General features: G+C 52.9%; 21 protein-coding genes. 3 read left to right on the top strand and 18 right to left on the bottom strand.

The genetic code is table 11. The features are described 5' to 3' along the window. Positions 1 to 54 precede the first annotated feature (54 nt). The 18 genes from ftsA to leuO all read right to left on the bottom strand — a co-directional run bounded on the left by ftsA (position 55) and on the right by leuO (position 20,936). Positions 55 to 1,311 (bottom strand): cell division protein FtsA, encoded by a 1,257-nt coding sequence (ftsA, locus tag AC6EMZ_RS14090; protein ID WP_498403150.1) that lies wholly within the window; start codon positions 1,309 to 1,311, stop codon positions 55 to 57. After that, entirely contained in the window at positions 1,308 to 2,150 is an 843-nt protein-coding gene (gene ftsQ / locus AC6EMZ_RS14085; protein ID WP_498403149.1) for a cell division protein FtsQ, read from the bottom strand. The genes ftsA and ftsQ overlap by 4 nt, the downstream gene beginning before the upstream one ends. A gap of 1 nt (position 2,151) precedes the next feature. After that, positions 2,152 to 3,072, bottom strand: coding sequence for a D-alanine--D-alanine ligase (locus tag AC6EMZ_RS14080; protein WP_498403147.1), 921 nt, complete (start codon positions 3,070 to 3,072; stop codon positions 2,152 to 2,154). Next, a complete protein-coding gene (gene murC, locus AC6EMZ_RS14075; protein ID WP_498403146.1) occupies positions 3,065 to 4,540 on the bottom strand; it encodes a UDP-N-acetylmuramate--L-alanine ligase in 1,476 nt (491 codons plus the stop codon). The genes AC6EMZ_RS14080 and murC overlap by 8 nt, the downstream gene beginning before the upstream one ends. 59 nt (positions 4,541 to 4,599) lie before the next feature. After that, positions 4,600 to 5,664: an undecaprenyldiphospho-muramoylpentapeptide beta-N-acetylglucosaminyltransferase gene (gene murG, locus AC6EMZ_RS14070; protein WP_498403145.1), complete on the bottom strand. Its 1,065-nt coding sequence runs from the start codon at positions 5,662 to 5,664 to the stop codon at positions 4,600 to 4,602. Continuing rightward, on the bottom strand, positions 5,661 to 6,905 hold the full coding sequence (gene ftsW / locus AC6EMZ_RS14065; protein WP_498403144.1) for a cell division protein FtsW: 1,245 nt from the start codon (positions 6,903 to 6,905) through the stop codon (positions 5,661 to 5,663). The genes murG and ftsW overlap by 4 nt, the downstream gene beginning before the upstream one ends. Next, a complete protein-coding gene (gene murD / locus AC6EMZ_RS14060; RefSeq protein ID WP_498403142.1) occupies positions 6,905 to 8,221 on the bottom strand; it encodes a UDP-N-acetylmuramoyl-L-alanine--D-glutamate ligase in 1,317 nt (438 codons plus the stop codon). The genes ftsW and murD overlap by 1 nt, the downstream gene beginning before the upstream one ends. 2 nt (positions 8,222 to 8,223) lie before the next feature. Next, entirely contained in the window at positions 8,224 to 9,306 is a 1,083-nt protein-coding gene (gene mraY, locus AC6EMZ_RS14055) for a phospho-N-acetylmuramoyl-pentapeptide-transferase (RefSeq protein ID WP_498403141.1), read from the bottom strand. After that, complete coding sequence (murF, locus tag AC6EMZ_RS14050) at positions 9,300 to 10,658, bottom strand: UDP-N-acetylmuramoyl-tripeptide--D-alanyl-D-alanine ligase (RefSeq protein ID WP_498403139.1); 1,359 nt, start codon at positions 10,656 to 10,658, stop codon at positions 9,300 to 9,302. Before murF ends, mraY begins: the two co-directional genes overlap by 7 nt. Beyond that, positions 10,655 to 12,142 (bottom strand): UDP-N-acetylmuramoyl-L-alanyl-D-glutamate--2,6-diaminopimelate ligase, encoded by a 1,488-nt coding sequence (gene murE, locus AC6EMZ_RS14045; protein WP_498403138.1) that lies wholly within the window; start codon positions 12,140 to 12,142, stop codon positions 10,655 to 10,657. The genes murF and murE overlap by 4 nt, the downstream gene beginning before the upstream one ends. Then, the gene (locus tag AC6EMZ_RS14040) at positions 12,129 to 13,895 is read right to left on the bottom strand and encodes a peptidoglycan glycosyltransferase FtsI (RefSeq protein WP_498403137.1); all 1,767 of its coding nucleotides are present in this window, start codon (positions 13,893 to 13,895) and stop codon (positions 12,129 to 12,131) included. Before AC6EMZ_RS14040 ends, murE begins: the two co-directional genes overlap by 14 nt. A 15-nt stretch (positions 13,896 to 13,910) precedes the next feature. Beyond that, entirely contained in the window at positions 13,911 to 14,276 is a 366-nt protein-coding gene (gene ftsL / locus AC6EMZ_RS14035) for a cell division protein FtsL (RefSeq protein WP_498403136.1), read from the bottom strand. Continuing rightward, positions 14,273 to 15,214, bottom strand: coding sequence for a 16S rRNA (cytosine(1402)-N(4))-methyltransferase RsmH (gene rsmH / locus AC6EMZ_RS14030; protein ID WP_498403135.1), 942 nt, complete (start codon positions 15,212 to 15,214; stop codon positions 14,273 to 14,275). Before rsmH ends, ftsL begins: the two co-directional genes overlap by 4 nt. Positions 15,215 to 15,216: 2 nt before the next feature. Next, entirely contained in the window at positions 15,217 to 15,675 is a 459-nt protein-coding gene (mraZ, locus tag AC6EMZ_RS14025) for a division/cell wall cluster transcriptional repressor MraZ (protein ID WP_498403134.1), read from the bottom strand. A 601-nt stretch (positions 15,676 to 16,276) separates the two neighbouring features. Next, positions 16,277 to 17,281 (bottom strand): catabolite repressor/activator, encoded by a 1,005-nt coding sequence (cra, locus tag AC6EMZ_RS14020; protein ID WP_498403133.1) that lies wholly within the window; start codon positions 17,279 to 17,281, stop codon positions 16,277 to 16,279. A 179-nt stretch (positions 17,282 to 17,460) separates the two neighbouring features. Then, entirely contained in the window at positions 17,461 to 17,952 is a 492-nt protein-coding gene (gene ilvN, locus AC6EMZ_RS14015; protein ID WP_498403132.1) for an acetolactate synthase small subunit, read from the bottom strand. Between the two features lies 1 nt (position 17,953). Next, the gene (ilvI, locus tag AC6EMZ_RS14010) at positions 17,954 to 19,678 is read right to left on the bottom strand and encodes an acetolactate synthase 3 large subunit (RefSeq protein WP_498403131.1); all 1,725 of its coding nucleotides are present in this window, start codon (positions 19,676 to 19,678) and stop codon (positions 17,954 to 17,956) included. A gap of 313 nt (positions 19,679 to 19,991) precedes the next feature. Beyond that, complete coding sequence (gene leuO / locus AC6EMZ_RS14005) at positions 19,992 to 20,936, bottom strand: transcriptional regulator LeuO (RefSeq protein WP_498403281.1); 945 nt, start codon at positions 20,934 to 20,936, stop codon at positions 19,992 to 19,994. Between the two features lie 637 nt (positions 20,937 to 21,573). Between leuO and leuL the strand changes: the two genes are divergently transcribed. From leuL to leuB, 3 genes are all read left to right on the top strand, one after another. Then, positions 21,574 to 21,660 carry a leu operon leader peptide gene (leuL, locus tag AC6EMZ_RS14000; RefSeq protein ID WP_498403280.1) on the top strand — a complete coding sequence of 29 codons (87 nt, stop codon included), beginning with the start codon at positions 21,574 to 21,576 and terminating at the stop codon, positions 21,658 to 21,660. A gap of 88 nt (positions 21,661 to 21,748) precedes the next feature. Continuing rightward, entirely contained in the window at positions 21,749 to 23,320 is a 1,572-nt protein-coding gene (gene leuA / locus AC6EMZ_RS13995; protein WP_498403130.1) for a 2-isopropylmalate synthase, read from the top strand. Then, positions 23,320 to 24,411: a 3-isopropylmalate dehydrogenase gene (gene leuB, locus AC6EMZ_RS13990; RefSeq protein ID WP_498403129.1), complete on the top strand. Its 1,092-nt coding sequence runs from the start codon at positions 23,320 to 23,322 to the stop codon at positions 24,409 to 24,411. Before leuA ends, leuB begins: the two co-directional genes overlap by 1 nt. Position 24,412: the final 1 nt, after the last annotated feature.

Here is a 24,412-nt window from a genome sequence, read left to right as displayed (position 1 = left end):
CTCCGTTTTGTGCCTGTCGCCTGAGACCGCTAATTTTCCGGTCTCTTTAAAAAATCAGAATTCTTTTCGCAGCCAGGAATTGAGTCGTTTGACCCATGAACTGACCGATGTACGCTTTTCCACTTCCGCTTCACCACTCAAATGGGATTCTTTCCCGTAGTGAAGCAGGCCCACAGCCGTTGAATAATACGGCTCTTGGGCGTAATCCGTTAAACCGGTAATATTTAGCGGGGCACCAATACGAACCTGCGTATGGAACACGCGCTGTGCACAGGCAGCAAGACCTTCAATTTGCGCCGCTCCGCCGGTTAATACAATCCCCGCCGCCAGATGATGTTTCACACCCTGCTGGCGAAGCTGTTCCTGTAATTGCAAAATCTCTTCGTTGACCAAATTGAGCAGCTCGGTATAACGCGGCTCAATGACTTCAGCCAGCGTCTGGCGTTGCAGGCTACGCGGTGGACGACCACCTACGCTTGGCACTTCAACGCTCTCATCTTTGCCGACGATAGATCCTAATGCACAACCGTGGCGCACTTTAATCGCCTCTGCATCACTTGGGGGCGTACCAAAGGCGTAAGCAATGTCACTGGTCACTACATTCCCGGCATACGGGATCACTTTGGTGTGACGTAATGCACCACCGGTGTACACGGCGATATCCATTGTACCACCACCAATATCCACCACACAGACGCCCAGTTCACGTTCGTCTTCGGTCAGCACGGAATAACTTGCCGCCAGTCCTGCAAAGATAAGTTGGTCAACTTTCAAACCACAACGTTCAACGGCTTTAACGATGTTTTTCGCCATATCGTTGTGACAGGTAATCAAGTGCACTTTCGCCTGCATACGCACGCCGGACAGACCAACGGGGTTTTTAATCCCCTCCTGGTAGTCGATCGCGTATTCCTGCGGGATCACATGCAGCACGCGATGCTCATCGCGAACACGCACGGATTTCGCCGTATGCACCACGTTCTCAACGTCTTCTTGCGTCACTTCCTCTTCGGAAATCGGCACCATCCCGATTTCGTTCTGGCAGCTGATATGCTTACCAGAAAGCGCAAGATAGACGGAGGAGATCTGGCAATCTGCCATCAACTCAGCCTGATCGATGGCGCGCTGTACGCATTTCACCACCGATTCAAGATCGTTTACCCCACCTTTATCCATACCACGGGAAGGGCAACTGCCCACGCCAATGATATTGACCATACCGTCGGGCAGAACTTCCCCTACTAAAGCGGCGACCTTCGCGGTGCCAATCTCCAGTCCAACTACCAGTTTTCTGTCCGTCGCCTTGATCATTGTTGTTCTGCCTGTACCTGTGCCTGATTCTGTTGCTGATTAGGTTCCTCAACCGGAGCCGGCACCCAACCGACTGCTGCGCCTGAGTCATAGCGCAAATCAACGTAGCTTATCCGTTTGCCTTCGGTCTGCGCCTGCTGCTGTAAAACCGGGTAAAGTTCTACAAAACGCGCCAGACGCTTCATCGTATCGCCACGGCCAAGGTTGAGCTTAATCCCATTCGTCAACGTCAATTGCCATGAACGGCGAGCCGTCATTGCTGCATCTTTTAACGTAAACCGGTCCTTAGCCAGCACCTGCCCCATTTCCCGGAAAGCTTGTAATACTTCGTTTTCACTGCCTTCGGGGCCGGACAACATAGGTAAATCTTGCTTGCTGACACGATCGGCCGGGACGCTGAAGGAATTTCCGTCTACGTCTACCATGTGCTGATCATTCCAACGCGCAATGGGCACATATTCAACCAGATGAATCTTCAATTCATCAGGCCATTGCTTTCTGACGCTCGCCTGTTTGATCCAGGGCAGGCGTTCAATCTGACTCTGGATAATGTTGACGTCCTGAGTCATAAACGTACCAGGCGAACCCAGCGCCAGGATTGACTGGCGAATGTCATCGTTTCGCGTGTAATGACGCTCACCCGTAACCACCAGTTTGGACAGGGGTAAACGTTGCGCATCTTCCATCCAGCCCAACACCATCCAGCCGCTGATAAACACGGTACACAGCACACCCAGCAGGAAAATAATCCCTGCAAGACGCGTTCCATTACTCCGCCGTGAGGAATATTCTTCAACTTCCTCTTCGCGGTTGCGCGTGTTCAGTGCAGCCTGCGACATATCAGCCCGCCTGGTCCAGAATACGTACAACTAACTGAGAAAAGCTCATACCTGCCTGACGTGCTGCCATGGGTACCAGACTATGGCTGGTCATACCCGGCGAAGTGTTCGCTTCCAACAGATAAAATTCTCCATCGCGGTCCTGCATCACATCAATGCGTCCCCAGCCACGGCAACCCAGAACAGTCCAGGCTTTCAGCACCAGTTCCTGTAAATCGACTTCACGTTGTGCTTCCAGACCACTTGGGCAGAAATATTGCGTCTCATCAGAGAGATACTTCGCTTCATAATCATAGAAGGTTCCGGCTGGTTGTATGCGAATTGACGGTAAAATATCTTCACCGAGCATGGCGACGGTAAATTCCGGACCGCTGAGCCATTTTTCAATCAGTACTTCTTCATCGTGTTGAAATGCCAACGCTAATGCCGATGCTAAATTATCAGCTTCCTCGACTTTAGACATACCAACACTTGAGCCTTCGCGGCTGGGCTTTACAATAACCGGTAAACCCAGTTCCGCAATGCGCGTATTAACGCTGTCATCAAGCCCTATTTCAAACTCGCGGCGCGTTAATGCAACCCACGGGGCGACGGGTAAACCCGCGCCTTGCCACAACAATTTGCTGCGCAATTTATCCATGGAAATGGCGGATGCCATCACACCGCTTCCGGTATAGGGCATGCCAATCAAATCCAGCAGTCCCTGCAACGTTCCGTCTTCGCCACCGCGACCATGCAATGCGATAAAGACTTTATCGAAGCCCATCGCTTTCAAACGTGTGACATCAACCTCTTTCGGGTCGACCGGATGGGCATTCACTCCGCCTTCACGAAGGCCTGCCAACACGGCAGCGCCGGAGTTTAGCGAAACGTCACGCTCAGCAGATGTACCGCCAAAAAGGACCGCAATCTTATCAGCCATGACGCTCTTCCCCTGAGGTTTGCGGCTTCAGTTTGATTTCAGATAAGTTACGCGCAATTTTGCCGATATTTCCCGCGCCCTGAATCAGAATCAGGTCGTTGCCCGTCAAGACTTGAGCCAGCATTTCTGCGGCATGAGCGGGATCGGAGACCAAAATAGGATCAATTTTACCGCGCCCACGAATAGTGCGACACAAAGAACGGCTATCCGCTCCCGGAATCGGACTTTCGCCCGCTGGATAAACATCCAGCATCAGTAATGCATCGACCTGACACAGCACGTTGGCGAAATCATCATACAGATCGCGCGTACGGGTATAACGGTGTGGCTGGAACAGCATGACCAGATTTTTATCCGGCCAGCCAGCACGTGCAGCTTTAATCGTGGCGTCAACTTCGGTCGGATGATGACCGTAATCGTCGACCAACATGGCGGTCCCCGGTTTACCGTTAACGGGCTCAAGCGGATATTCGCCAAGGAAATCAAAGCGGCGGCCCGTTCCCTGGAAGCTCTCCAGCGCGCGTAAAATAGCGTCGTCTTCGATGCCTTCTTCGGTGGCGACAGCCACCGCCGCCGCCGCGTTCAGGGCGTTGTGACGACCTGGCGCATTAAGCGTGACGTGCAGCAATTCTTTGTCCTGACGTGCAAGGGTGAAATGCCCTTGCGCGCCCGTCTGGCTGTAACTTTCTACGCGAACGTCAGCATCTTCGCTAAAGCCATAGGTTGTTACCTGACGACCAACGCGCGGCAGCAGCTCGCGAATCACCGGATCGTCTACACACATCACCGCACGGCCATAAAACGGCAAATTGTGCAGGAAGTTAATAAATGTCTGTTTTAAGTTCTCGAAGTCGCCCTGGTAGGTGTCCATGTGGTCAGCTTCGATATTGGTGACGATTGACACCATAGGTTGCAGGTGCAAGAACGACGCGTCGCTCTCGTCCGCTTCTGCAATCAGATAGCGGCTGTGCCCCAAACGCGCATGCACGCCCGCGGCTTTCACCAGGCCACCGTTCACGAAGGTCGGATCAAGACCGGCCTCTGCGTAAATACTGGAAACCATCGCGGTCGTGGTTGTTTTACCGTGGGTACCTGCTACGGCGATACCGTGGCGAAAACGCATCAGCTCGGCCAGCATTTCCGCACGACGGATAACCGGGATACGTGCTTCGTGCGCCGCAACAATCTCTGGGTTATCCGCAGAGATCGCGCTGGATACCACCACCACACTGGCATCACGGACGTTTTCTGGACGATGGTTAAAATAAATCGTCGCCCCAAGCGACGCCAACTGTTGCGTAACAGGGTTCGGTGCCAAATCGGAACCGCTAATCTGATAACCTTCGTTCGCCAGTACCTCAGCAATACCCCCCATGCCAGCACCACCGATGCCAACAAAGTGGATGTGCCGGACGCGTCGCATCTCGGGCACTATTGAACGCAGTTTCGCCAGTTGTTGTGTATTCATTCTCTAAACGCCATCGACTACTTCAAAAAAATCGTGCAGCGCAACACGCGCTGCGAGGGTTAAGCCTTAGCGGCCAGGCTCACTTCTTTTGCCACCCGCTCAGTTGCATCTGGAATAGCGGTCGCACGTGCGCGTTCGGCCATCCCCAGTAATGTCTCTCTGTTCCAGCCTGCCAGGGTGGTGGCGACCGCATCAGCGGTAAATTGTGGCTGTTCAAAAATTTTGGCAGCACCGGCCTTCTCAAGCGGCAGGGCATTCCAGTACTGCTGTCTGTCTTTATGCTGGAAAGGTACAAACACAGCCGGTAGCCCCGCAGCGGCGATTTCGCTTACCGTCAGCGCGCCTGAGCGACATACCACAACGTCTGCCCAGGAATAGGCAGCGGCCATGTCGTCAATAAACTCGGTCACTTTGTGCTGCGGCTGTCCGGCTTCGGCATAGGCCTGCTCAACCGTCTGCTGAGCGCCCTTTCCGCTTTGATGCCAGATAGTCACAGCATCACCCAGTTTTGCGGCAACCTGCGGCAACGTTTGGTTCAAAATTCTTGCGCCCTGAGACCCGCCGACGACCAACACACGAACCGGACCTTCGCGCCCGATAAGGCGATCCTGCGGCAGCGGTAACGCCAGTACGTCTACCCGTACTGGATTTCCCACCACGTCTGCTTTCGGGAACGCGCCAGGAAATGCCTGCATCACTTTGGTCGCAATCTTCGAAAGCCATTTGTTCGTCAGCCCGGCAATACCGTTCTGCTCATGCAGGATGACAGGAATGCCCAACGACCATGCCGCCAGCCCACCAGGACCCGAAACATAGCCACCCATTCCCAGAACCGCATCAGGCTTGAAGCGTTTCATGATGGCGCGCGCCTGACGCCACGCATTAAAAATACGGACAGGGGCCAACAGTTGCGCCTTAATGCCTTTCCCGCGTAAGCCGGAAATACGAATAAAGTCGATCTCGATACCGTGTTTCGGCACTAAATCGGCTTCCATGCGGTCGGCGGTTCCCAGCCAGCGTATTTGCCAGCCTTGCTCCATTAAATGGTGCGCGACCGCGAGTCCCGGGAAGACATGCCCGCCGGTACCGCCCGCCATCACCATTAACCGCTTCGGTTGATTCATCGTGAACCTCGTGTAAACGCCTGGGCTTTTTCCAGACGCGTTTCATAATCTATGCGCAGCAAAAACATAATGGCGGTCGACATAATCAGTAAACTTGACCCGCCGTAACTGATTAACGGCAGCGTCAGGCCCTTGGTCGGCAGCATACCTGCTGCGGCCCCTACGTTGACTAATGCCTGGAAACTAAACCAAATACCGATTGAGCAGGCCAGAAAACCTGAGAAACGGTGGTCGATTTCCAGCGCTTTTCGGCCAATCGACATGGCGCGGAAAGCGACGAAGAATACCATTAAAAGTGCCAGTACCACACCGATATAACCCAGTTCTTCCCCAATAATGGAGAAGATGAAGTCGGTATGTGCTTCGGGTAAATACTCGAGTTTTTGGACTGAATTACCCAGTCCCTGCCCCCAGATCTCTCCACGGCCAAACGCCATCAGCGACTGAGTCAGCTGATAACCGCTACCAAAGGGATCTTCCCAAGGGTTCCAGAAAGAGGTTACACGGCGGATACGATATGGTTCGGCGAGGATCAGCAGGACAACCGCCGAAATCCCCATCCCAATGATGGCAATGAACTGCCAGAGCTTCGCCCCCGCCAGGAACAGCATGGCCAGCGTGGTGACAAACAACACCACCACGGTACCGAGGTCTGGCTGAGCCAGCAGTAACACGGCCAGCACCAGAATCACGCCCATCGGTTTTAAGAAGCCACGCAGGTTATTGCGCACTTCATCGACCTTACGCACCAGGTAGTTGGCGAGATAGCAGAACAGCGACAGCTTGGTGAATTCAGCAGGCTGAATACGCAGCGGACCAAATGCAATCCAGCGCGATGCCCCGTTAACCGAGCTCCCCACCACCAGCACGATCAACAGCATGATGATCGAGGCGATCAGCATCGCGGTACTGTGACGTTGCCAAAACTCCATCGGCAGACGAAGCGTGATCATCGCCAGGCACAATGCGAGAATAATGTACAAACCATCGCGCTTGGCAAACAGGAAAGGATCGTTCGCCAGACGTTGTCCGACCGGCATCGAAGCCGATGTCACCATAATAAACCCGATCGCCGCCAGACCCATGGTCAGCCAGAGCAGCATGCGGTCGTACATGACCAGGCTGTCGGAATCTTTATCCCGAGACGCCATGACCCAGCCTTTCAACGCCGCAAACAGCCATGCCAGGATCCCAAATCCAGGCAAGCGCGGCATTCTCAGGCGAGGGAAAGAAAAACGCATCAGCCTAACTCCTTCGCCAGGCGGGTGAAAAGATCGCCCCGCTGTTCGAAATTCTTAAACTGATCGAGGCTGGCACAGGCCGGAGACAGCAGCACCAAATCGCCAGGCTTCACCACGGGAGCGATAAGGCGTATGGCCTGCTCCATGGTGTCGGTTTGTTGAGCCACTTCAGGACGCAGCGCCGCCAGCTCAGCACCATCGCGGCCAAAGCAGTACAAGCGCACGTTATCGCCCATCAGATGCGGCGTGAGAGAGGAAAAATCAGCCGACTTACCATCGCCCCCCAGCAGAAGATGCAAAGTGCCATCAACATGTAAACCGTTTAAAGCGGCTTCAGTGCTGCCCACATTGGTCGCTTTTGAATCGTTGATCCAACGCACGCCGTTATGTTCCAGCGCCAGCTCAAAGCGATGCGCCAGACCGGTAAAGGTTGTCAGTGCTTTAAGGCTCGTCGCACGCGGTAATCCCGCAGCGTCAGCCAGTGCCAGCGCAGCCAGCGCATTCGTGTAATTGTGTTGACCGGAAAGCGTCATTTCCTTCACGTTCAACACCTTTTCACCCTTCACGCGCAGCCAGGTTTCACCCTGCTGACGATTCAGATGATAGTCACCCATGTTCACACCAAAGCTGACGCAGCGCTCATCTGCCCCGCGTACCGGCATGGTCAGCGCATCGTCTGCATTCACCACGCACACCTTAGCATTTTCATAGACCCGCAGTTTTGCGGCGCGATATTGTTGTAAACCAAATGGATAGCGATCCATATGATCTTCGGTCACGTTAAGGATCGTCGCAGCAACCGCCCGCAGACTGAGGGTGGTCTCAAGCTGGAAGCTGGAGAGTTCCAGCACATACAGCTCGCGTTCCTGATCCAACAGCATCAACGCCGGTAAGCCGATATTGCCGCCCACGCCCACGTTAACGCCTGCGGCTTTCGCCATTTCACCCACCAGCGTCGTAACGGTGCTTTTACCGTTGGAGCCGGTGATAGCAATAACCGGCGCTTGCGCTTCGCGACAGAACAGCTCGATATCGCCAACAATTTCAATACCTGCCTCTGCCGCAGCGCTCAGAGAAGGATGTGCGAGGGCCATGCCCGGGCTTGCAATAATCAGATCGGCAGCCAACAGCCAGTCGTTATTCAGACCACCAAGATGGCGCTCAACCTGTTCAGGGAGTTTGTCCAAGCCCGGCGGAGAAACCCGCGTATCCATCACACGCGGCGTCACACCTCGCCCGAGGAAAAAGTCCACGCAGGACAGGCCCGTGAGGCCTAACCCGATGATGACGACTTTTTTACCCTGGTAATCTGCCATGATTAACGTACCTTCAGCGTTGCGAGGCCAATCAGCACAAGCATCAGCGAAATAATCCAGAAGCGAACGATAACGCGCGGTTCTGGCCAGCCTTTCAGTTCATAGTGATGGTGAATCGGTGCCATCCGGAAGATGCGCTGACCGCGCAGCTTGAAGGAACCGACCTGCAAAATCACCGACAGCGTTTCAACGACGAACACACCGCCCATAATCACCAGCAGGAATTCCTGACGCAGCAGCACGGCGATAATGCCCAGCGCGCCGCCCAGGGCCAGCGAACCAACGTCGCCCATAAAGACCTGCGCCGGGTAGGTGTTGAACCACAGGAAACCAAGCCCTGCTCCAACAATGGCGGTACAGACAATCACCAGCTCGCCCGCGTGTCGCAGGTAAGGGATATGCAGGTAATTTGCAAAGTTCATGTTACCGGTTGCCCACGCCACCAGCGCGAAGCCACCTGCAACAAAGACGGTTGGCATAATTGCCAGACCATCAAGACCATCGGTCAGGTTAACAGCGTTACCGGTACCGACAATCACGAAGTACGCCAGCACGATGTAGAACAGACCCAGCTGCGGCATGACGTCTTTGAAGAAAGGCACCACCAGTTCAGTCGCCGGAGTGTCTTTGCCTGCCAGATACAGCGCAAACGCGACGCCCAGCGCAATCACCGACATCCAGAAGTATTTCCAGCGCGCAATCAGTCCCTTAGTGTCTTTACGTACCACTTTGCGGTAGTCGTCGACGAAACCAATAATGCCGTAGCCAATCAGAACCGTGAGTACGCACCAGACGTAAGGGTTAGACGGGTAGGCCCACAGCAAAACGGAGACGACAATGGCGGTGAGGATCATGATCCCGCCCATCGTTGGGGTACCACGCTTGCTAAAGTGTGATTCCGGGCCGTCGTTACGAACAACCTGACCAAAAGAGAGTTTTTGCAGGCGGGCAATCATGCGCGGGCCCATCCACAAAGAGATGAACAGCGCAGTCAGCAGGCTGACAATGGCGCGAAACGTCAGATAGGAAAAGACGTTAAAGCCTGAATAATATTTGACCAAATGTTCGGCCAGCCAAACTAACATGTTCCGTTCTCCTGTAATGCGTGCACAACCTCTTCCATGGCGGCACTACGTGAACCTTTCACTAAAACCGTCACAATTTGGTGTTCTTCAATCAATGTTTTAAGGCGCGAGATAAGCGCAGCTTTGGCGGCAAAATGCTCACCGGCACCACTCGACTGGCTTATCACCTGGCTAAGATGACCGACGCTTAACACACAGTCGATTCCAGAGGCTTTCGCCGCCTCGCCAACCTGGGCGTGGCATACTTCGCTTTCATCTCCAAGCTCAGCCATGTCGCCGACTACAAAAATGCGATAGCCTGGCATCTCAGACAAGACCTGAACAGCCGCCGTCATGGAGCCAACGTTCGCGTTATAGGAGTCATCGAGCAGCAGTTTATTTTCCGCCAGTTGGACAGGGAAAAGACGGCCCGGCACGGCTTCAAGATCGTTAAGCCCGGCTTTGATGGCCTCGTGCGTCGCACCCACCGCCATCGACAGTGCCGCTGCCGCCAGGGCATTTGCAATGTTATGGCGACCAGGCAAAGGCAACAGCACATCAACGCTTCCCGTTGGGGTTTGCAGCGTAAATTCAGTACCGTGTGAGGTCACATGGATATTGGTTGCCGTAAAGTCGCTGTTAGCGGCATTTGGCGAGAAGCGCCAGGTTTTACGATCCCCAATGATGCTTTGCCAGTTGAGCCAGTCGTTATTATCGGCATTCATAATGGCAATGCCGTCAGCAGGCAGGCCCTGATAAATCTCGCCTTTCGCTTTGGCCACACCTTCCAGCGAACCGAAGCCTTCAAGGTGCGCCGCCGCAAGATTATTCACTAACGCCGCTTCCGGACGCGTCAGGTCAACGGTCCAGGCAATTTCGCCCTGGTGATTGGCGCCAAGTTCAATAACGGCGTAGTCGTGTTCTTTGCTTAAACGCAGCAGCGTCATCGGTACGCCGATGTCGTTATTCAGATTGCCTGCGGTATACAGCGTATTGCCGCACTGACTCAGGATCGCAGCGGTCATCTCTTTGACAGAGGTTTTGCCAGAAGACCCGGTCAACGCCACCACGCGTGCAGGAACCTGCTGGCGAACCCAGGCCGCTAGTTCACCAAACGCCAGACGCGTGTCTTTAACAATCAGTTGCGGCAGGTCGATATCCAGCCTGCGGCTGACCAGCAGAGCACCCGCCCCCGCCGCTTTTGCCTGTTCAGCAAAGTCATGCGCGTCGAAACGCTCGCCTTTTAGCGCCACAAACAGGCAACCTGCCGTGATTTTACGGGTATCGGTTGTCACCGCATCGATAGTCAGATCTTGCCCCAACAATTCGCCGCTCAGGACGGTGGCAGCCTGGCCTAGCGTAATGCTAATCATGCCACCACTCCCAACAGGCGTGCTGCGGTTACGCGATCGGAATAATCCAGACGACGTGCACCGACAATTTGGTAATCTTCATGACCTTTACCTGCCAGCAGTACCACGTCATTTTCTTTGGCTTGCATTATAGCGTTGGTCACGGCTTCGGCGCGGCCTTCCACCACGCGAGCGCGGCCCGCATCCATCATTCCGGCGAGAATATCGTTGATAATCGCGCGCGGTTCTTCTGTACGAGGGTTGTCATCGGTGACAACCGGAACATCCGCGAACTGCTCAGCAATGGCCCCCATCAGTGGGCGCTTGCCTTTATCGCGATCGCCGCCGCAACCAAAGACGCACCACAGCTTGCCGGTACAGTGCAGACGCGCGGCTTGCAGTGCTTTTTCCAGCGCATCCGGCGTGTGAGCGTAATCGACAACGACAGTCGGTTTGCCCGGAGCGCTAAACACTTCCATACGCCCACAAACGGGTTGCAACCGCGCAGCGGTTTTCATCAGTTCATCCAGCGGATAACCTAGCGCCAGCAGCGTTGCCAACGCTAACAGCAGGTTGCTGACGTTAAATGCGCCCATCAGACGGCTTTCCATTTCGCCTTCACCCCACGTAGAGGCAAAGCGGATGGTCGCGCCGCTGTCGTGATAATTCACATCCAACGCCTTTAGCCAGCGGCCGTGGCAGTTTGGATTGATATGATCTTCCATCGATACTGCGACAGCGTCCGGCAGCTTAGCCAGCCAGCGACGGCCCACTTCGTCATCGGCATTGATAACCGCCTGTCCGCAGTGGTGTGTGGAATAGAGCAGCCATTTCGCGGCTTCATAATTTTCCATGTCACCGTGGTAATCGAGATGATCGCGACTCAGATTGGTAAACACCGATGCCGCGAACTTCAGCGCAGAGACACGATGCTGCACCAGTCCATGAGAAGACACTTCCATGGCGGCAAAGGTCGCGCCCTGTCCGGCCAGGCCTGCAAGTACATGCTGTACGTCCACAGCCGAACCGGTGGTATTTTCCGTCGGGTTAATTTTATCCAGCAGACCGTTACCCACGGTACCCATCACCGCGCTGGTTTCGCCCAGCAACTGTGCCCACTGAGCCATCAGCTGTGTGGTGGTGGTTTTACCGTTGGTGCCCGTCACGCCAACCAAACGCATTTGGTCGGAAGGTTCATCATAAAAACGCCCCGCCAACGCGGAGAGACGTTCATTTAACTGGCTGAGATAGATGACCGGCACGCCGTGCATTTCACGGATTTCACCATCGGTTGCGTCATCTTTTGCCTCAGCAATAATGGCAGCTACACCTTGCGCAATCGCCTGCGGGATATACCGACGCCCGTCCGCCTGATGACCGACTACCGCAACGAAAAGATCGCCCGACGCAGCCACACGGCTGTCGAGTACCATCTCTCGCAGTGCTCGCGCAGGTACGTTTTGTACCCACGGAGCAAGAAGGTCGCGCAAATTACGATCTGCCACCTGTTCCCTCGCCTTGATTAGTTACAAATTCACTTTTTTCGCCCGTCGACAACGCATCTGGTTCGATATTCATGGTACGCAGAACGCCGCCCATGATGGCACCAAACACCGGCGCGGAGACGGCGCCACCGTAGTATTTACCCGCTTGTGGATCGTTGATGACCACCACCAGCGCAAAACGCGGATTACTGGCAGGCGCGACGCCTGCGGTATAAGCAATGTATTTGTTGATATAGCGGCCATCTGGCCCCACTTTTTTCGCCGTACCGGTCTTGATCGCGATGCGATAGCCTTTGATGGCGGCTTTCACGCCACCGCCGCCCGGCAGGGCGACGCTTTCCATCATGTGAACAACGGTACGAACGGTCGATTCCGGGAAGATACGCTCGCCCGGAACCGGTGGATCAACCTTGGTAATGGAAAGCGGGCGATAGACGCCATAGCTGCCAATCGTTGCGTAGACTCGCGCTAACTGTAACGGCGTTACCATTAGCCCATAGCCGAAAGAGAAGGTGGCCCTCTCTATGTCAGACCACCGTTGTTTTTGAGGATATAAGCCACTGCGTTCTCCGACCAACCCCAAATTGGTCGCCTTTCCAAGCCCAAAACGTGAGTAAGTCTCTACTAACGCTGAGGACGGCATCGCTAACGCCAGCTTGGAAACACCGACGTTACTCGACTTCTGCAAAACCCCGGTCAGGGTCAATTCGCTGTAACGCGCCACGTCTTTGATTTCGTGACCGTTAATTCGGTAAGGGATGGTATTCAGAACGGTATTTTCGTTGACGATGCCGCGCTGGAGCGCCGTCATCACCACCATGGGTTTAACGGTTGAACCCGGCTCAAACACGTCGGTAATGGTGCGGTTACGCATGATATCTTTCTGCGTCCCCGCCAGGTTGTTTGGGTTGTAGGATGGGCTATTTGCCATCGCCAGCACTTCGCCGGTGCTGACGTCGACCAGCACGGCGCTACCTGATTCGGCTTTGTTAAAGGCCACGGCGTTATTCAGCTCGCGATAGACCAGCGCCTGGAGGCGTTCGTCAATGCTTAGCGCCAGGTTATGCGCAGCCTGACTGTCCGTTGAGGAGATATCCTCAATGACGCGGCCATAGCGGTCTTTACGCACAACGCGCTCACCCGGCTGTCCCGTTAACCACTTATCAAAGCTCTTTTCGACCCCTTCTATCCCCTGGCTATCCACGTTGGTGAAGCCAATGAGGTGAGCGGTCACTTCTCCTGAAGGATAATAACGTCGTGATTCTTCACGCAGATGGATACCCGGCAGTTTGAGTTTTTTGATGTAATCGGCCATGTCAGGATTCACCTGACGCGCCAGATAAATAAAGCGTCCTTTCGGGTTAGCATTGACGCGCTGGGCCATCTGGTCGAGCGGCATTTTCAGCGCATCAGCAAGTGCTTTCCAGCGGTTATCAAGCGTGATCCCCCCGGCATCATGCAGCTCTTTAGGATCGGCCCAAATCGCTTTTACCGGAACGCTCACCGCCAGCGGGCGTCCTGAGCGGTCAGTAATCAGACCGCGGGAAGTGGAGACCTCCTGCACGCGAAGAGAACGCATATCCCCCTGACGCACCAGCATATCTGGCGCAATAATCTGCAGCCAAGCCGCACGCGCCAGCAGGAGGCACAGCGCCAGTAAAATACAGCCACAAAGCAACGCAAAACGCCAACTCACAAAGTTGGCCTGTTCTTCCTGACGTTTCGGTTTTTGCGTTTTTGCCGCTGCTCTCATGCGTCGCGTGTTCCCTTATTTTTGTACTACGATATTTTCCTGAGAGGGATCAACATGCTGCAATTGCAGCTTTTCCGTTGCGATCCGCTCAACCCGGCTATGATCGCCGAGCGCGTTTTCTTCAAGAATCAAATTTCGCCATTCGATGTCCAGCGCATCGCGTTCAAGCACCAACTGCTCGCGTTGCGCCGTTAATAAACGGGTATGGTGCGCGGTAGTGACTACCGTCACTGCCGTCACAATAATGCATATGAACAGACAGAGTGGCAGTTTCCCAAACCGCAAAAGATCGTCGCCGATCACGCCAGGCAAGGCATGGCGCTCGTTGCTTCCTAACGATCCTCGTACTTTGCTTAGGGTCTCTGTCACTCTGCCGATCATGCGTTCGTCCTTTCTGCAATACGCAGCACTGAACTACGGGCACGTGGATTCTGCGCCACCTCTTCTTCGCCCGGCATCATCTTGCCTAATGCTCGCAACTCGCGGCCGCCCAGTTTGCTAAGCTGCGCTTCTGTCATCGGTAGCCCCGGCGGTACTTGTGGACCTCGGCTTTGCTCACGCATAAAGCGTTTCACAATACGGTCTTCCAGCGAGTGGAAACTGATGATAGATAAACGCCCACCTGGGGCCAGCACGCTGAGCGAGTTTTTTAGCGCCAGCTCTATTTCCTCCAGTTCACTGTTTACCCAAATGCGCACCGCCTGGAAGGTACGGGTCGCGGGATGTTTGAATTTGTCCTTCACCGGCGTTGCCGCCGTGATGACTTCTGCCAGCTCTTTAGTACGCGTCATTGGCTCAATGCGATTACGCTCGACAATGGCGCGCGCAATGCGCTTGCCAAAACGTTCTTCGCCGAAGGTTTTTATCACCCAGGCGATGTCGGCCTCATCTGCCGTTTGTAGCCATTCCGCAGCGGATTGCCCACGAGTGGGGTCCATACGCATGTCCAGAGGACCGTCGCGCATGAAGGAGAATCCGCGTTCAGCGTCATCAAGCTGCGGTGAAGAGACGCCAAGATCGAGAAGAATTCCGTCGATCTTGCCCATCAGGCCACGCTCAGCGACGTATTCGGCGAGCGCAGAGAAAGGCCCATGCACGAAGGAGAAACGAGGATCATCGATGGTCTTTGCAACGGCAATAGCCTGCGGATCGCGATCGATTGCCAGCAGACGTCCTTCTGCCCCCAGTTGGGAGAGGATCAGACGCGAGTGACCACCGCGACCAAATGTTCCATCAATATAGATGCCATCCGGACGAATATTCAGGCCATTGACAGCCTCGTCCAACAGCACCGAAGTATGTTTAAAATTTTCCATCATATTTATAGAGACAAGTCCTGCAATCGTTCCGATAACGAACCAGAATCCGATTGTTCAGCGTCGATATCTTCCCTGACCCGTTGATACCAGGTCGTTTCATCCCACAGCTCAAACTTGTTGAACTGCCCGACCAGCATCACTTCTTTTGTCAGACTGGCATGCTGTCGCAGCACAGGCGCGATCAGTAATCGCCCTGCACTGTCCATCTGACATTCACTGGCATGCCCCAATAACAGCCGTTGTACACGGCGTTCCTGCGGGTTCATGCTCGACAGTCGCGACAGCTTTTGCTCAATAATTTCCCATTCGGGCAAAGGGTAAAGCAGCAGGCAGGCGTGGTTAATGTCAATGGTGCAAACCATTTGACCTGAAGCACTCTCGAGCAGCCGATCGCGGTATCGGGTTGGTACCGATAAACGCCCTTTGCTGTCGAGATTGACTAACGTCGCCCCACGGAACATGCCAGCCTCACCCCTTCTCGCCACTTTAACCCACAAATTCCCACATAAAGGAGTTTACGGAGCGAAGGAAAAGCTTGTCAAGCCAGGACTACCGCGATAGGGATTCAAATGACCCATATTTACGGACGTAACCCAACTTGATTAATAACTGCGCAACTGGCGAGGAAAATTAACGTCATGAATATTTGTAAGAAAAAAACCGAATATGCATAGCTACGTAAAAAATCACTCAATGACATCGCCACTAAATATAAAGTGTCAGTTTGCGACGCGGGCGGCATTTTAAGACATATCGGGTAGGGATGACAGCGCCAGATTCGCATCATTGCTGCGTTTGCTAGCACCCCGGTGGGCTGGAAGGAGTACGGAAAGAAAAAACGGCTGATAATTCAGCGTCAGAATGACGTTTGTAACAAAATAATACAAAAAATAGGGTTTAAGGTTGGCGAAATTACGTCAAAAAACCATTTTAGCTGGCGAAAGGAATTAAGAAGAATAGCAGACTATGTTTCTTAAGGAATTATCTTAAACTTCGTCCGGTTATATTCATCGTAATAATTCATGAGAATTCAGAGCAGCTTTCACTGCTCTGATTGTGCCGCTATCGGCGACTTAAGACACCACGGCGATAAAGATTACGCTTAATACGGGTGAGGCCTGGCTTCGGCTTACGCGGTTCATCAAGGCTTGCCAGTACTATCTCAAGAACACGCTCGGCAACGTCACGATGGCGCTGAGCCACCGCCAGCACCGGACATTGCAGGAAGTCCAGCAGCTCATTATCGCCAAAGGTCGCGATAGCCAGCTCAGAAGGCAGCTTGCCTTCACGGCGAAGCGTAACGTCCATCACGCCCTGTAAGAGCGCAAAAGAGGTGGTGAAAAGCGCCTGTGGCATCGGATGGGTTTCAAGCCATTTTTCAAAAAGCTGGGCCGCCGCTTCTCGCTCATAGCTATTGGCATAAAGGTAGTGAACTTCACGCGGATCGTCTTTCCACGCAGTACGGAACCCCTGCTCGCGCAGGAAGCTGACGGACAGCTCCGGTAACGCCCCCAGATAGAGTACGGTTTCAGCTGGGAAAGTGCGCAACTCTGCGGCCAGCATCTCCGCATCATCCTGATCGGCACCGACAACGCTGGTGAAATGCTCGCGGTCCAGGGCGCGATCGAGCGCAACGATAGGGAACGGATCGTTTGCCCAACGCTGATAAAAAGGATGCTCCGGCGGCAGTGAAGTCGACACGATGATTGCATCGACCTGGCGCTGCAGCAGATGTTCAATACAGCGCATCTCGTTGTCAGGCTGGTCTTCTGAACAGGCGATCAGCAGCTGATAGCCACGCTGACGCGCCTGGCGTTCGAGATAATTCGCAATGCGGGTATAGCTGGTATTTTCCAGATCCGGGATCACCAGACCAATAGAGCGGGTACGTCCGGCACGTAAACCGGCCGCGACAGCATTCGGATGGTAGTTATGCTCACGAACCACCGCCATGACTTTTTCAACGGTCTTATCGCTAACACGGTACTGCTTCGCTTTGCCGTTGATCACATAGCTTGCCGTCGTTCGTGACACGCCCGCAAGCCGGGCGATTTCATCCAGTTTCACAATTGCCCCTTAAACAAATAAAAGAGTCCATGGCCTTGTCAGGTTTATGGTTATATCTTTTCACATCTAAACGCAGTTTAGGCCCCGCGGCAACCGCTTTTATCTGGGTTGGCTGTCGATTACGCAAAAAAAAGCCCGGCTTTGCAGGCCGGGCCGAAAGAGGCGAACTTTTTTTATTGCTAGCGCATAATTTTATCACCGCGGGACAAGCCCACGATGCCTGAGCGCGCGACTTCTACAATTTTTGCCACGTCCCGTACGGAGGCCAGAAACGCATCAAGTTTGTCGCTGGTTCCTGCAAGCTGCACGGTATAGATAGATGGCGTAACGTCGATGATTTGTCCACGGAAAATATCCGTGTTGCGTTTAACCTCTTCACGTCCGTAACCACTGGCCTGGATTTTGACCAGCATGACTTCACGTTCAACGTAAGCTCCCTGCCCCAGTTCGCTCACGCGCAGCACATCCACGAGCTTATGCAGCTGTTTCTCGATCTGCTCAATCACTTTGGCATCACCAACGGTCTGGATGGTCATGCGCGAAAGCGTCGGATCGTCAGTTGGCGCAACGGTCAGGCTTTCGATGTTGTAACCGCGCTGCGCGAAGAGGCCAATGACGCGTGACAGCGCACCGGACTCATTTTCCAGTAAGACAGATAATATCCGACGCATATCAGGTTCTCTCCGTTTTGCTGAGCCACATTTCATCCATACCGCCACCGCGAATATGCATCGGGTAGACGTGCTCGGTTCCATCTACGATGACATCAACAAACACCAGCCGGTTGTTATGGACGTGTTCAAGCGCTTCACTGAGCTTCGCTTCCAGCTCCGCAGGCTCGCTTATCCGAATCCCGACATGGCCATAGGATTCCGCGAGACGAACAAAATCAGGTAAAGACTTCATGTACGACTGCGAATGACGCCCGGAGTAGATCATGTCCTGCCACTGTTTTACCATTCCCAGATAACCGTTATTCAGGTTCAGCACCAGCACAGGAAGGTCGTATTGCAATGCCGTTGAAAGCTCCTGAATGTTCATTTGGATGCTGCCATCGCCAGTGACACAGACCACGGTTTCATCGGGCAGCGCCAGCTTGACGCCGAGCGCAGCAGGTAATCCAAAGCCCATGGTGCCCAGACCACCGGAGTTGATCCATCGACGTGGCTTATCAAACGGGTAGTACAGCGCCGCAAACATCTGATGCTGACCCACATCGGAGGTGACGTACGCTTCCCCCTTAGTCAAACGCCAGATCGTTTCAATAACAGCCTGTGGCTTAATGCTTTCGCTTTGAGTGTCATACTTCAGGCACTGACGGGAACGCCACTGCTCAATCTGCTGCCACCAGTCGCGAATATCATCCAGCGGCTGCACCGACGTTTCTTGCGCCAACAGTTCCAGCATCTGCTCAATAACCTGAAGCGCATCGCCCACGATCGGCACATCAGCAGGTACCGTTTTTGAAATAGACGTCGGATCGATATCAATATGCAATACCGTCGCATCAGGACAGTACTTCGCTAAATTATTGGTTGTACGATCGTCGAATCTCACGCCTACGGCGAAAATCACATCGGAATTATGCATCGTCATATTGGCTTCATACGTGCCATGCATACCTAGCATGCCGAGCGCCTGACGATGTGATGCCGGGAATGCCCCAAGCCCCATTAATGATGATGCGACAGGAAGATTTAATTTTTCGATAAGCTCGCGTAGCGGCTCATGACAATGCGCGTTCACCGCACCGCCGCCCACATAAACCACCGGTTTTTTGGCGGCAACTAAGGTTTGCAGCGCCCGTTTGATTTGGCCCTTGTGGCCCTGCGTGGTGGGATTGTAAGAACGCATGCTGACCGAATCAGGCCAGACGTATGGCAGTTTGTTGGCCGGGTTGAGGATATCCTTGGGTAGATCGACCACTACTGGACCAGGACGACCACTTGCCGCCAGCCAGAAGGCTTTTTTCAGCACACCGGGGATATCTTCCGTTTGTTTGACCAGGAAACTGTGTTTTACCACCGGGCGGGAGATCCCCACCATGTCGCATTCCTGAAACGCATCATAGCCAATCAGCGAGGTCGCAACCTGCCCGGACAAGATCACCAGCGGGATAGAGTCCATATAAGCGGTGGCGATACCGGTGATCGCATTGGTTGCACCCGGCCCGGAGGTCACGAGCACCACCCCCACTTCTCCGGTTGCGCGCGCCAGCCCGTCCGCCATGTGTACAGCGGCTTGTTCATGCCGCACCAGAACGTGATCGATCCCACCGACAGTGTGGAGGGCATCATAAATATCGAGGACCGCGCCTCCGGGATAACCGAATACTTGCTTCACGCCCTGATCGATAAGCGATCGAACGACCATTTCGGCGCCAGACAACATCTCCATGGTTTGCCCTTTTATATTTTTGCAGAGTGACATCCACCATAACCGCTCGCTATGAGGCAGGCAATTGGCAAACTACAGGGGATGGAAGGGCTAAAAAGCAGAAAACACAGGCATTAGCGCAGGATATGGTGGATTCATCTGGAATAAGCTAACACGATGAAAGTCGATAGCGGGAAAAGGCGTTGAATCAGTAATTCATCTATTTTTACACGGCAAAAAGGATAAATAAAAAATCGAGACAGGATAATATTTCACTATATTTTAAAATAACAGGATAAACCGAATGCGTAACATCGATTTATCCTGATGACGTTTAACGATGGCAAACGTTGATTAATAGCTCTTCCATCCACTGATGGCCTTTATCCCGACCCGCGGCTTCATGCCAGGAGAGATAACAGGTACGGCTATTTAATTTCAGCGGCAGCGGTAAAATTTGCAAATTAAGCTGCTCTGAGAATTCGTCCGCTAACCAGCGAGGAGCAATAGCAACGAGTTGAGTTTGTGAAACAACATTTAATACACTCACCATCGCCATGCCTTGATAAGCCACGCAGGATTGCTTGTCTTGTGTATCGTACCAGGGCTGGCTGAACGACGCATATCGATCAAGCGCAACAACCGCGTGTTGTTCGCTATAAACATCATTTTCGCGGAGGAGTCCATTCATACGCGGATGTTTTTTACTGGCAACGAGCACCATTTCATCTTTAAACAGCGGTACGCAAGAAAACTCAGGACGACGGAATTCCTCATAGCCAATGACAAATTCAGTTTCCTGATAACGCAGCTGGTGTTCGGTGTTCTGATTCAACGAAGATTTAAATACCATCTGAATATTTGGCGCTATCGCTTCGACTTTATTGTAAATGACAGAGGTCAAATAGTTATCCAGCGGACTGCATACACAGAGATGGAAAATACGCTCGCTGCTAATAGGTTCAAAACCTGAGCCAGGGAGTTCATTTTGTACCAGTTGCAGCGCCTGGCGAACAGAACCAAAGAGTTGATAGGCACGCGCCGTAGGTTGAATCCCGCGACCATAGCGAACGAATAACTCGTCATTAAACATCACCTTAAGCCTGGACACGGCGTTACTCACCGCAGGTTGAGACATCCCCAACGTCTGGGCCGCTCGGGTGATGTTCTGCTCTTGCATAACAGCATCAAAAACGGTTAAGAGGTTAAGATCCACGGTGCGTAACTGCGGTTTAGTGCCATCAAAGGCATGAGTTTGTTTAATTTTATTTTCTAGCATTTCCAACTCCACTGTCACGCTAAACTCCCTTTTCCATAGTGCTGTAATAACTTCTGACAATATGATTTACCATGCATATAAAACCAGCAAAAGAGAAAAGTTTAAAATTCGGAATATATAAAGATTTCGGCGATAAAAGCTAAGGCCAACATACGTTGATTGAAGCGCCTGAAATCAATACAAATTGATAAATGAACATTATGAGCGAAATGAAACCATAAATCAGACCAATAGACAACAAGGTGTTTAGTTAAAGAATATTTAAGTTTTATTAAACTATGGAAGTTAAACACTACCTGACAGTTAACAATCCATTATCATTACTCTCTCCTCAGAGTCGGTTATTATATTCACCAGATTGATTATTTAATAAAATCCATAGAGTTATGAGCATCATTGCTGACGCTGCTCTCACACCGTTAATTGAAACGAATTATATTTAAATGATTCCAAAAATTTTTATCGAGTCCAAAATTAGACAAATGAAATAGCCTTACACTCAAAAACCAGCACAATACGCTAAAGTAAAAGTCTCCTCTCTCTTACCGAATGGTACCGTTTTACAGCATAGGGGTTGACATGGATCGGCATATCCAGTACCACTAAAAGCATAACGTATTTATCTGGAGCATGATTCATGATTCGCACCGTTCGTTCACTCAGCCTACTACTACTAAACGCATCCACTGTGCGCGGTAGGCTGGCGAACGAAATTCAACGTTGAATCGTCTCCAGTTAACAAAAACCCGCGCCACTGCGCGGGTTTTTTTATGCTCGCAGCAAGGCGCCCCAAGACAGACAAGGACACACCCATGAGCCAGCAAGTCGTAATTTTCGATACAACCTTACGTGACGGTGAACAAGCGTTACAGGCCAGCCTGAGCGTGAAAGAAAAGCTGCAAATTGCGCTGGCCCTTGAACGAATGGGTGTTGACGTGATGGAAGTCGGTTTCCCCGTTTCGTCTCCCGGCGACTTTGAATCCGTCCAGACGATTGCACGCAATATTAGGAACAGCCGGGTTTGCGCGCTGGCACGTTGCGTTGAGAAAGATATCGACGTTGCCGCTGAGTCATTAAAAGTGGCGGAAGCCTTCCGTATTCATACTTTTATTGCCACTTCACCTATGCATATCGCCACCAAGCTGCGTAGCACGCTGGATGAGGTTATCGAACGCGCGATATATATGGTCAAGCGCGCCCGCAACTATACCGACGACGTAGAATTCTCCTGTGAAGATGCAGGACGCACCCCAATTGCGGATCTGGCTCGCGTCGTTGAAGCAGCGATCAATGCCGGTGCTACCACCATCAACATCCCGGACACCGTCGGCTATACCATGCCGTTTGAGTTCTCCAACATCATTACCGGCCTGTACGAACGCGTGCCGAATATCGATAAAGCCATTATTTCCGTTCACACCCACGATGATTTGGGTCTGGCAGTCGGCAACGCCATTGCGGCCGTCCATGCTGGGGCTCGTCAGGTTGAAGGCGCGATGAACGGCATCGGTGAGCGTGCGGGCAACTGTTCGCTGGAAGAAGTGATCATGGCGATTAAGGTCCGCAAAGACATCCTGAATTTGCAGACCCGCATTAATCACAACGAAATCTGGCGCACCAGCCAGACGGTCAGCCAGATTTGCAACATGCCGATCCCGGCAAACAAAGCGATTGTTGGCACCGGCGCGTTCGCACACTCCTCCGGTATCCACCAGGATGGCGTGCTGAAAAACCGCGAAAACTACGAAATCATGACCCCGGAATCCATCGGTCTGAACCAGGTACAGTTAAACCTGACGTCCCGTTCCGGACGTGCAGCCGTAAAACATCGTATGCAGGAAATGGGTTATCAGGATAGCGACTACAACATGGATCATTTGTACGACGCCTTCCTGAAACTGGCCGATAAAAAAGGTCAGGTTTTCGACTATGACCTGGAAGCCCTGGCCTTTATCAACAAACAGCAAGAAGAGCCGGAACATTTCCGTCTGGATTATTTCAGCGTGCAGTCAGGCTCCAGCGACATCGCCACTGCCTCCGTCAAGTTAGCCTGCGGTGAAGAAGTGAAAGCCGAAGCGGCAAACGGCAACGGCCCGGTAGATGCCATTTATCAAGCCATCAACCGCGTCACACAATATGACATCGAACTGGTCAAATACGACCTGACGGCAAAAGGCCACGGCAAAGACGCATTGGGTCAGGTTGATATCGTCGCCACCTATAACGGCCGTCGTTTCCACGGCGTGGGTCTGGCAACGGATATCGTGGAATCCTCTGCCAAAGCAATGGTGCACGTTTTGAATAACATCTGGCGCGCCGCCGAAGTCGAAAAAGAATTGCAACGCAAAGCTCAGAATAAAGAGAACAATAAGGAAACCGTGTAATGTCGAAGAATTACCATATTGCTGTGTTGCCGGGCGACGGTATTGGTCCGGAAGTGATGGCACAGGCCTTGAAAGTACTGGAAGCCGTTCGCGCACGTTTCGCGATGAAAATCACCACCAGCCACCACGATGTCGGTGGTATCGCTATCGACAATCACGGTACGCCGCTGCCAAAGGCCACGGTCGAAGGCTGTGAGAATGCGGATGCGGTGTTGTTTGGTTCCGTCGGCGGTCCAAAATGGGAGCATTTCCCCCCTGCTGAACAGCCTGAGCGCGGCGCGTTGTTGCCGCTGCGTAAACATTTTAAATTGTTCAGCAACCTGCGCCCGGCGAAGCTGTATCAAGGCCTGGAAGCGTTTTGCCCGCTGCGTGCCGATATCGCCGCGAACGGCTTCGATATTCTGTGCGTCCGTGAGTTAACCGGCGGCATTTACTTTGGCCAGCCAAAAGGACGCGAAGGCAGCGGCCAGCATGAAAAAGCCTTCGACACCGAGGTCTATCACCGTTTTGAGATCGAACGCATCGCGCGTATCGCGTTTGAATCGGCACGTAAACGTCGCCATAAAGTGACTTCCATCGATAAAGCCAACGTCCTGCAGTCATCAATCCTCTGGCGTGAAATCGTGAATGAAATTGCCAAAGAGTACCCTGACGTTGAGCTGGCACATATGTATATCGACAACGCCACCATGCAGCTGATCAAAGATCCTTCACAGTTCGACGTGCTGCTGTGCTCCAACCTGTTCGGCGATATTCTGTCAGACGAATGTGCAATGATCACAGGCTCTATGGGCATGTTACCGTCTGCCAGTCTGAACGAAGAAGGGTTTGGCTTGTACGAGCCTGCGGGTGGTTCTGCACCGGATATCGCGGGTAAAAACATCGCTAACCCCATTGCGCAGATCCTGTCTCTGGCATTGTTGCTGCGTTACAGCCTGGGGGCTAACGATGCGGCTGACGCAATCGAAAAAGCAATCAATCGCGCATTAGAAGAAGGTATCCGTACCGGTGATTTAGCGCATGGCGCGGCGGCAGTCAGTACCGATGAAATGGGCGATATCATTGCCCGCTATGTTGCGGAAGGGGTGTAAT

Source organism: Enterobacter sp. SCRI0065, from assembly GCF_059766475.1.
Note: the sequence above shows the minus strand (reverse complement) of the source record. Positions and strands in the feature narration are given on the sequence as shown.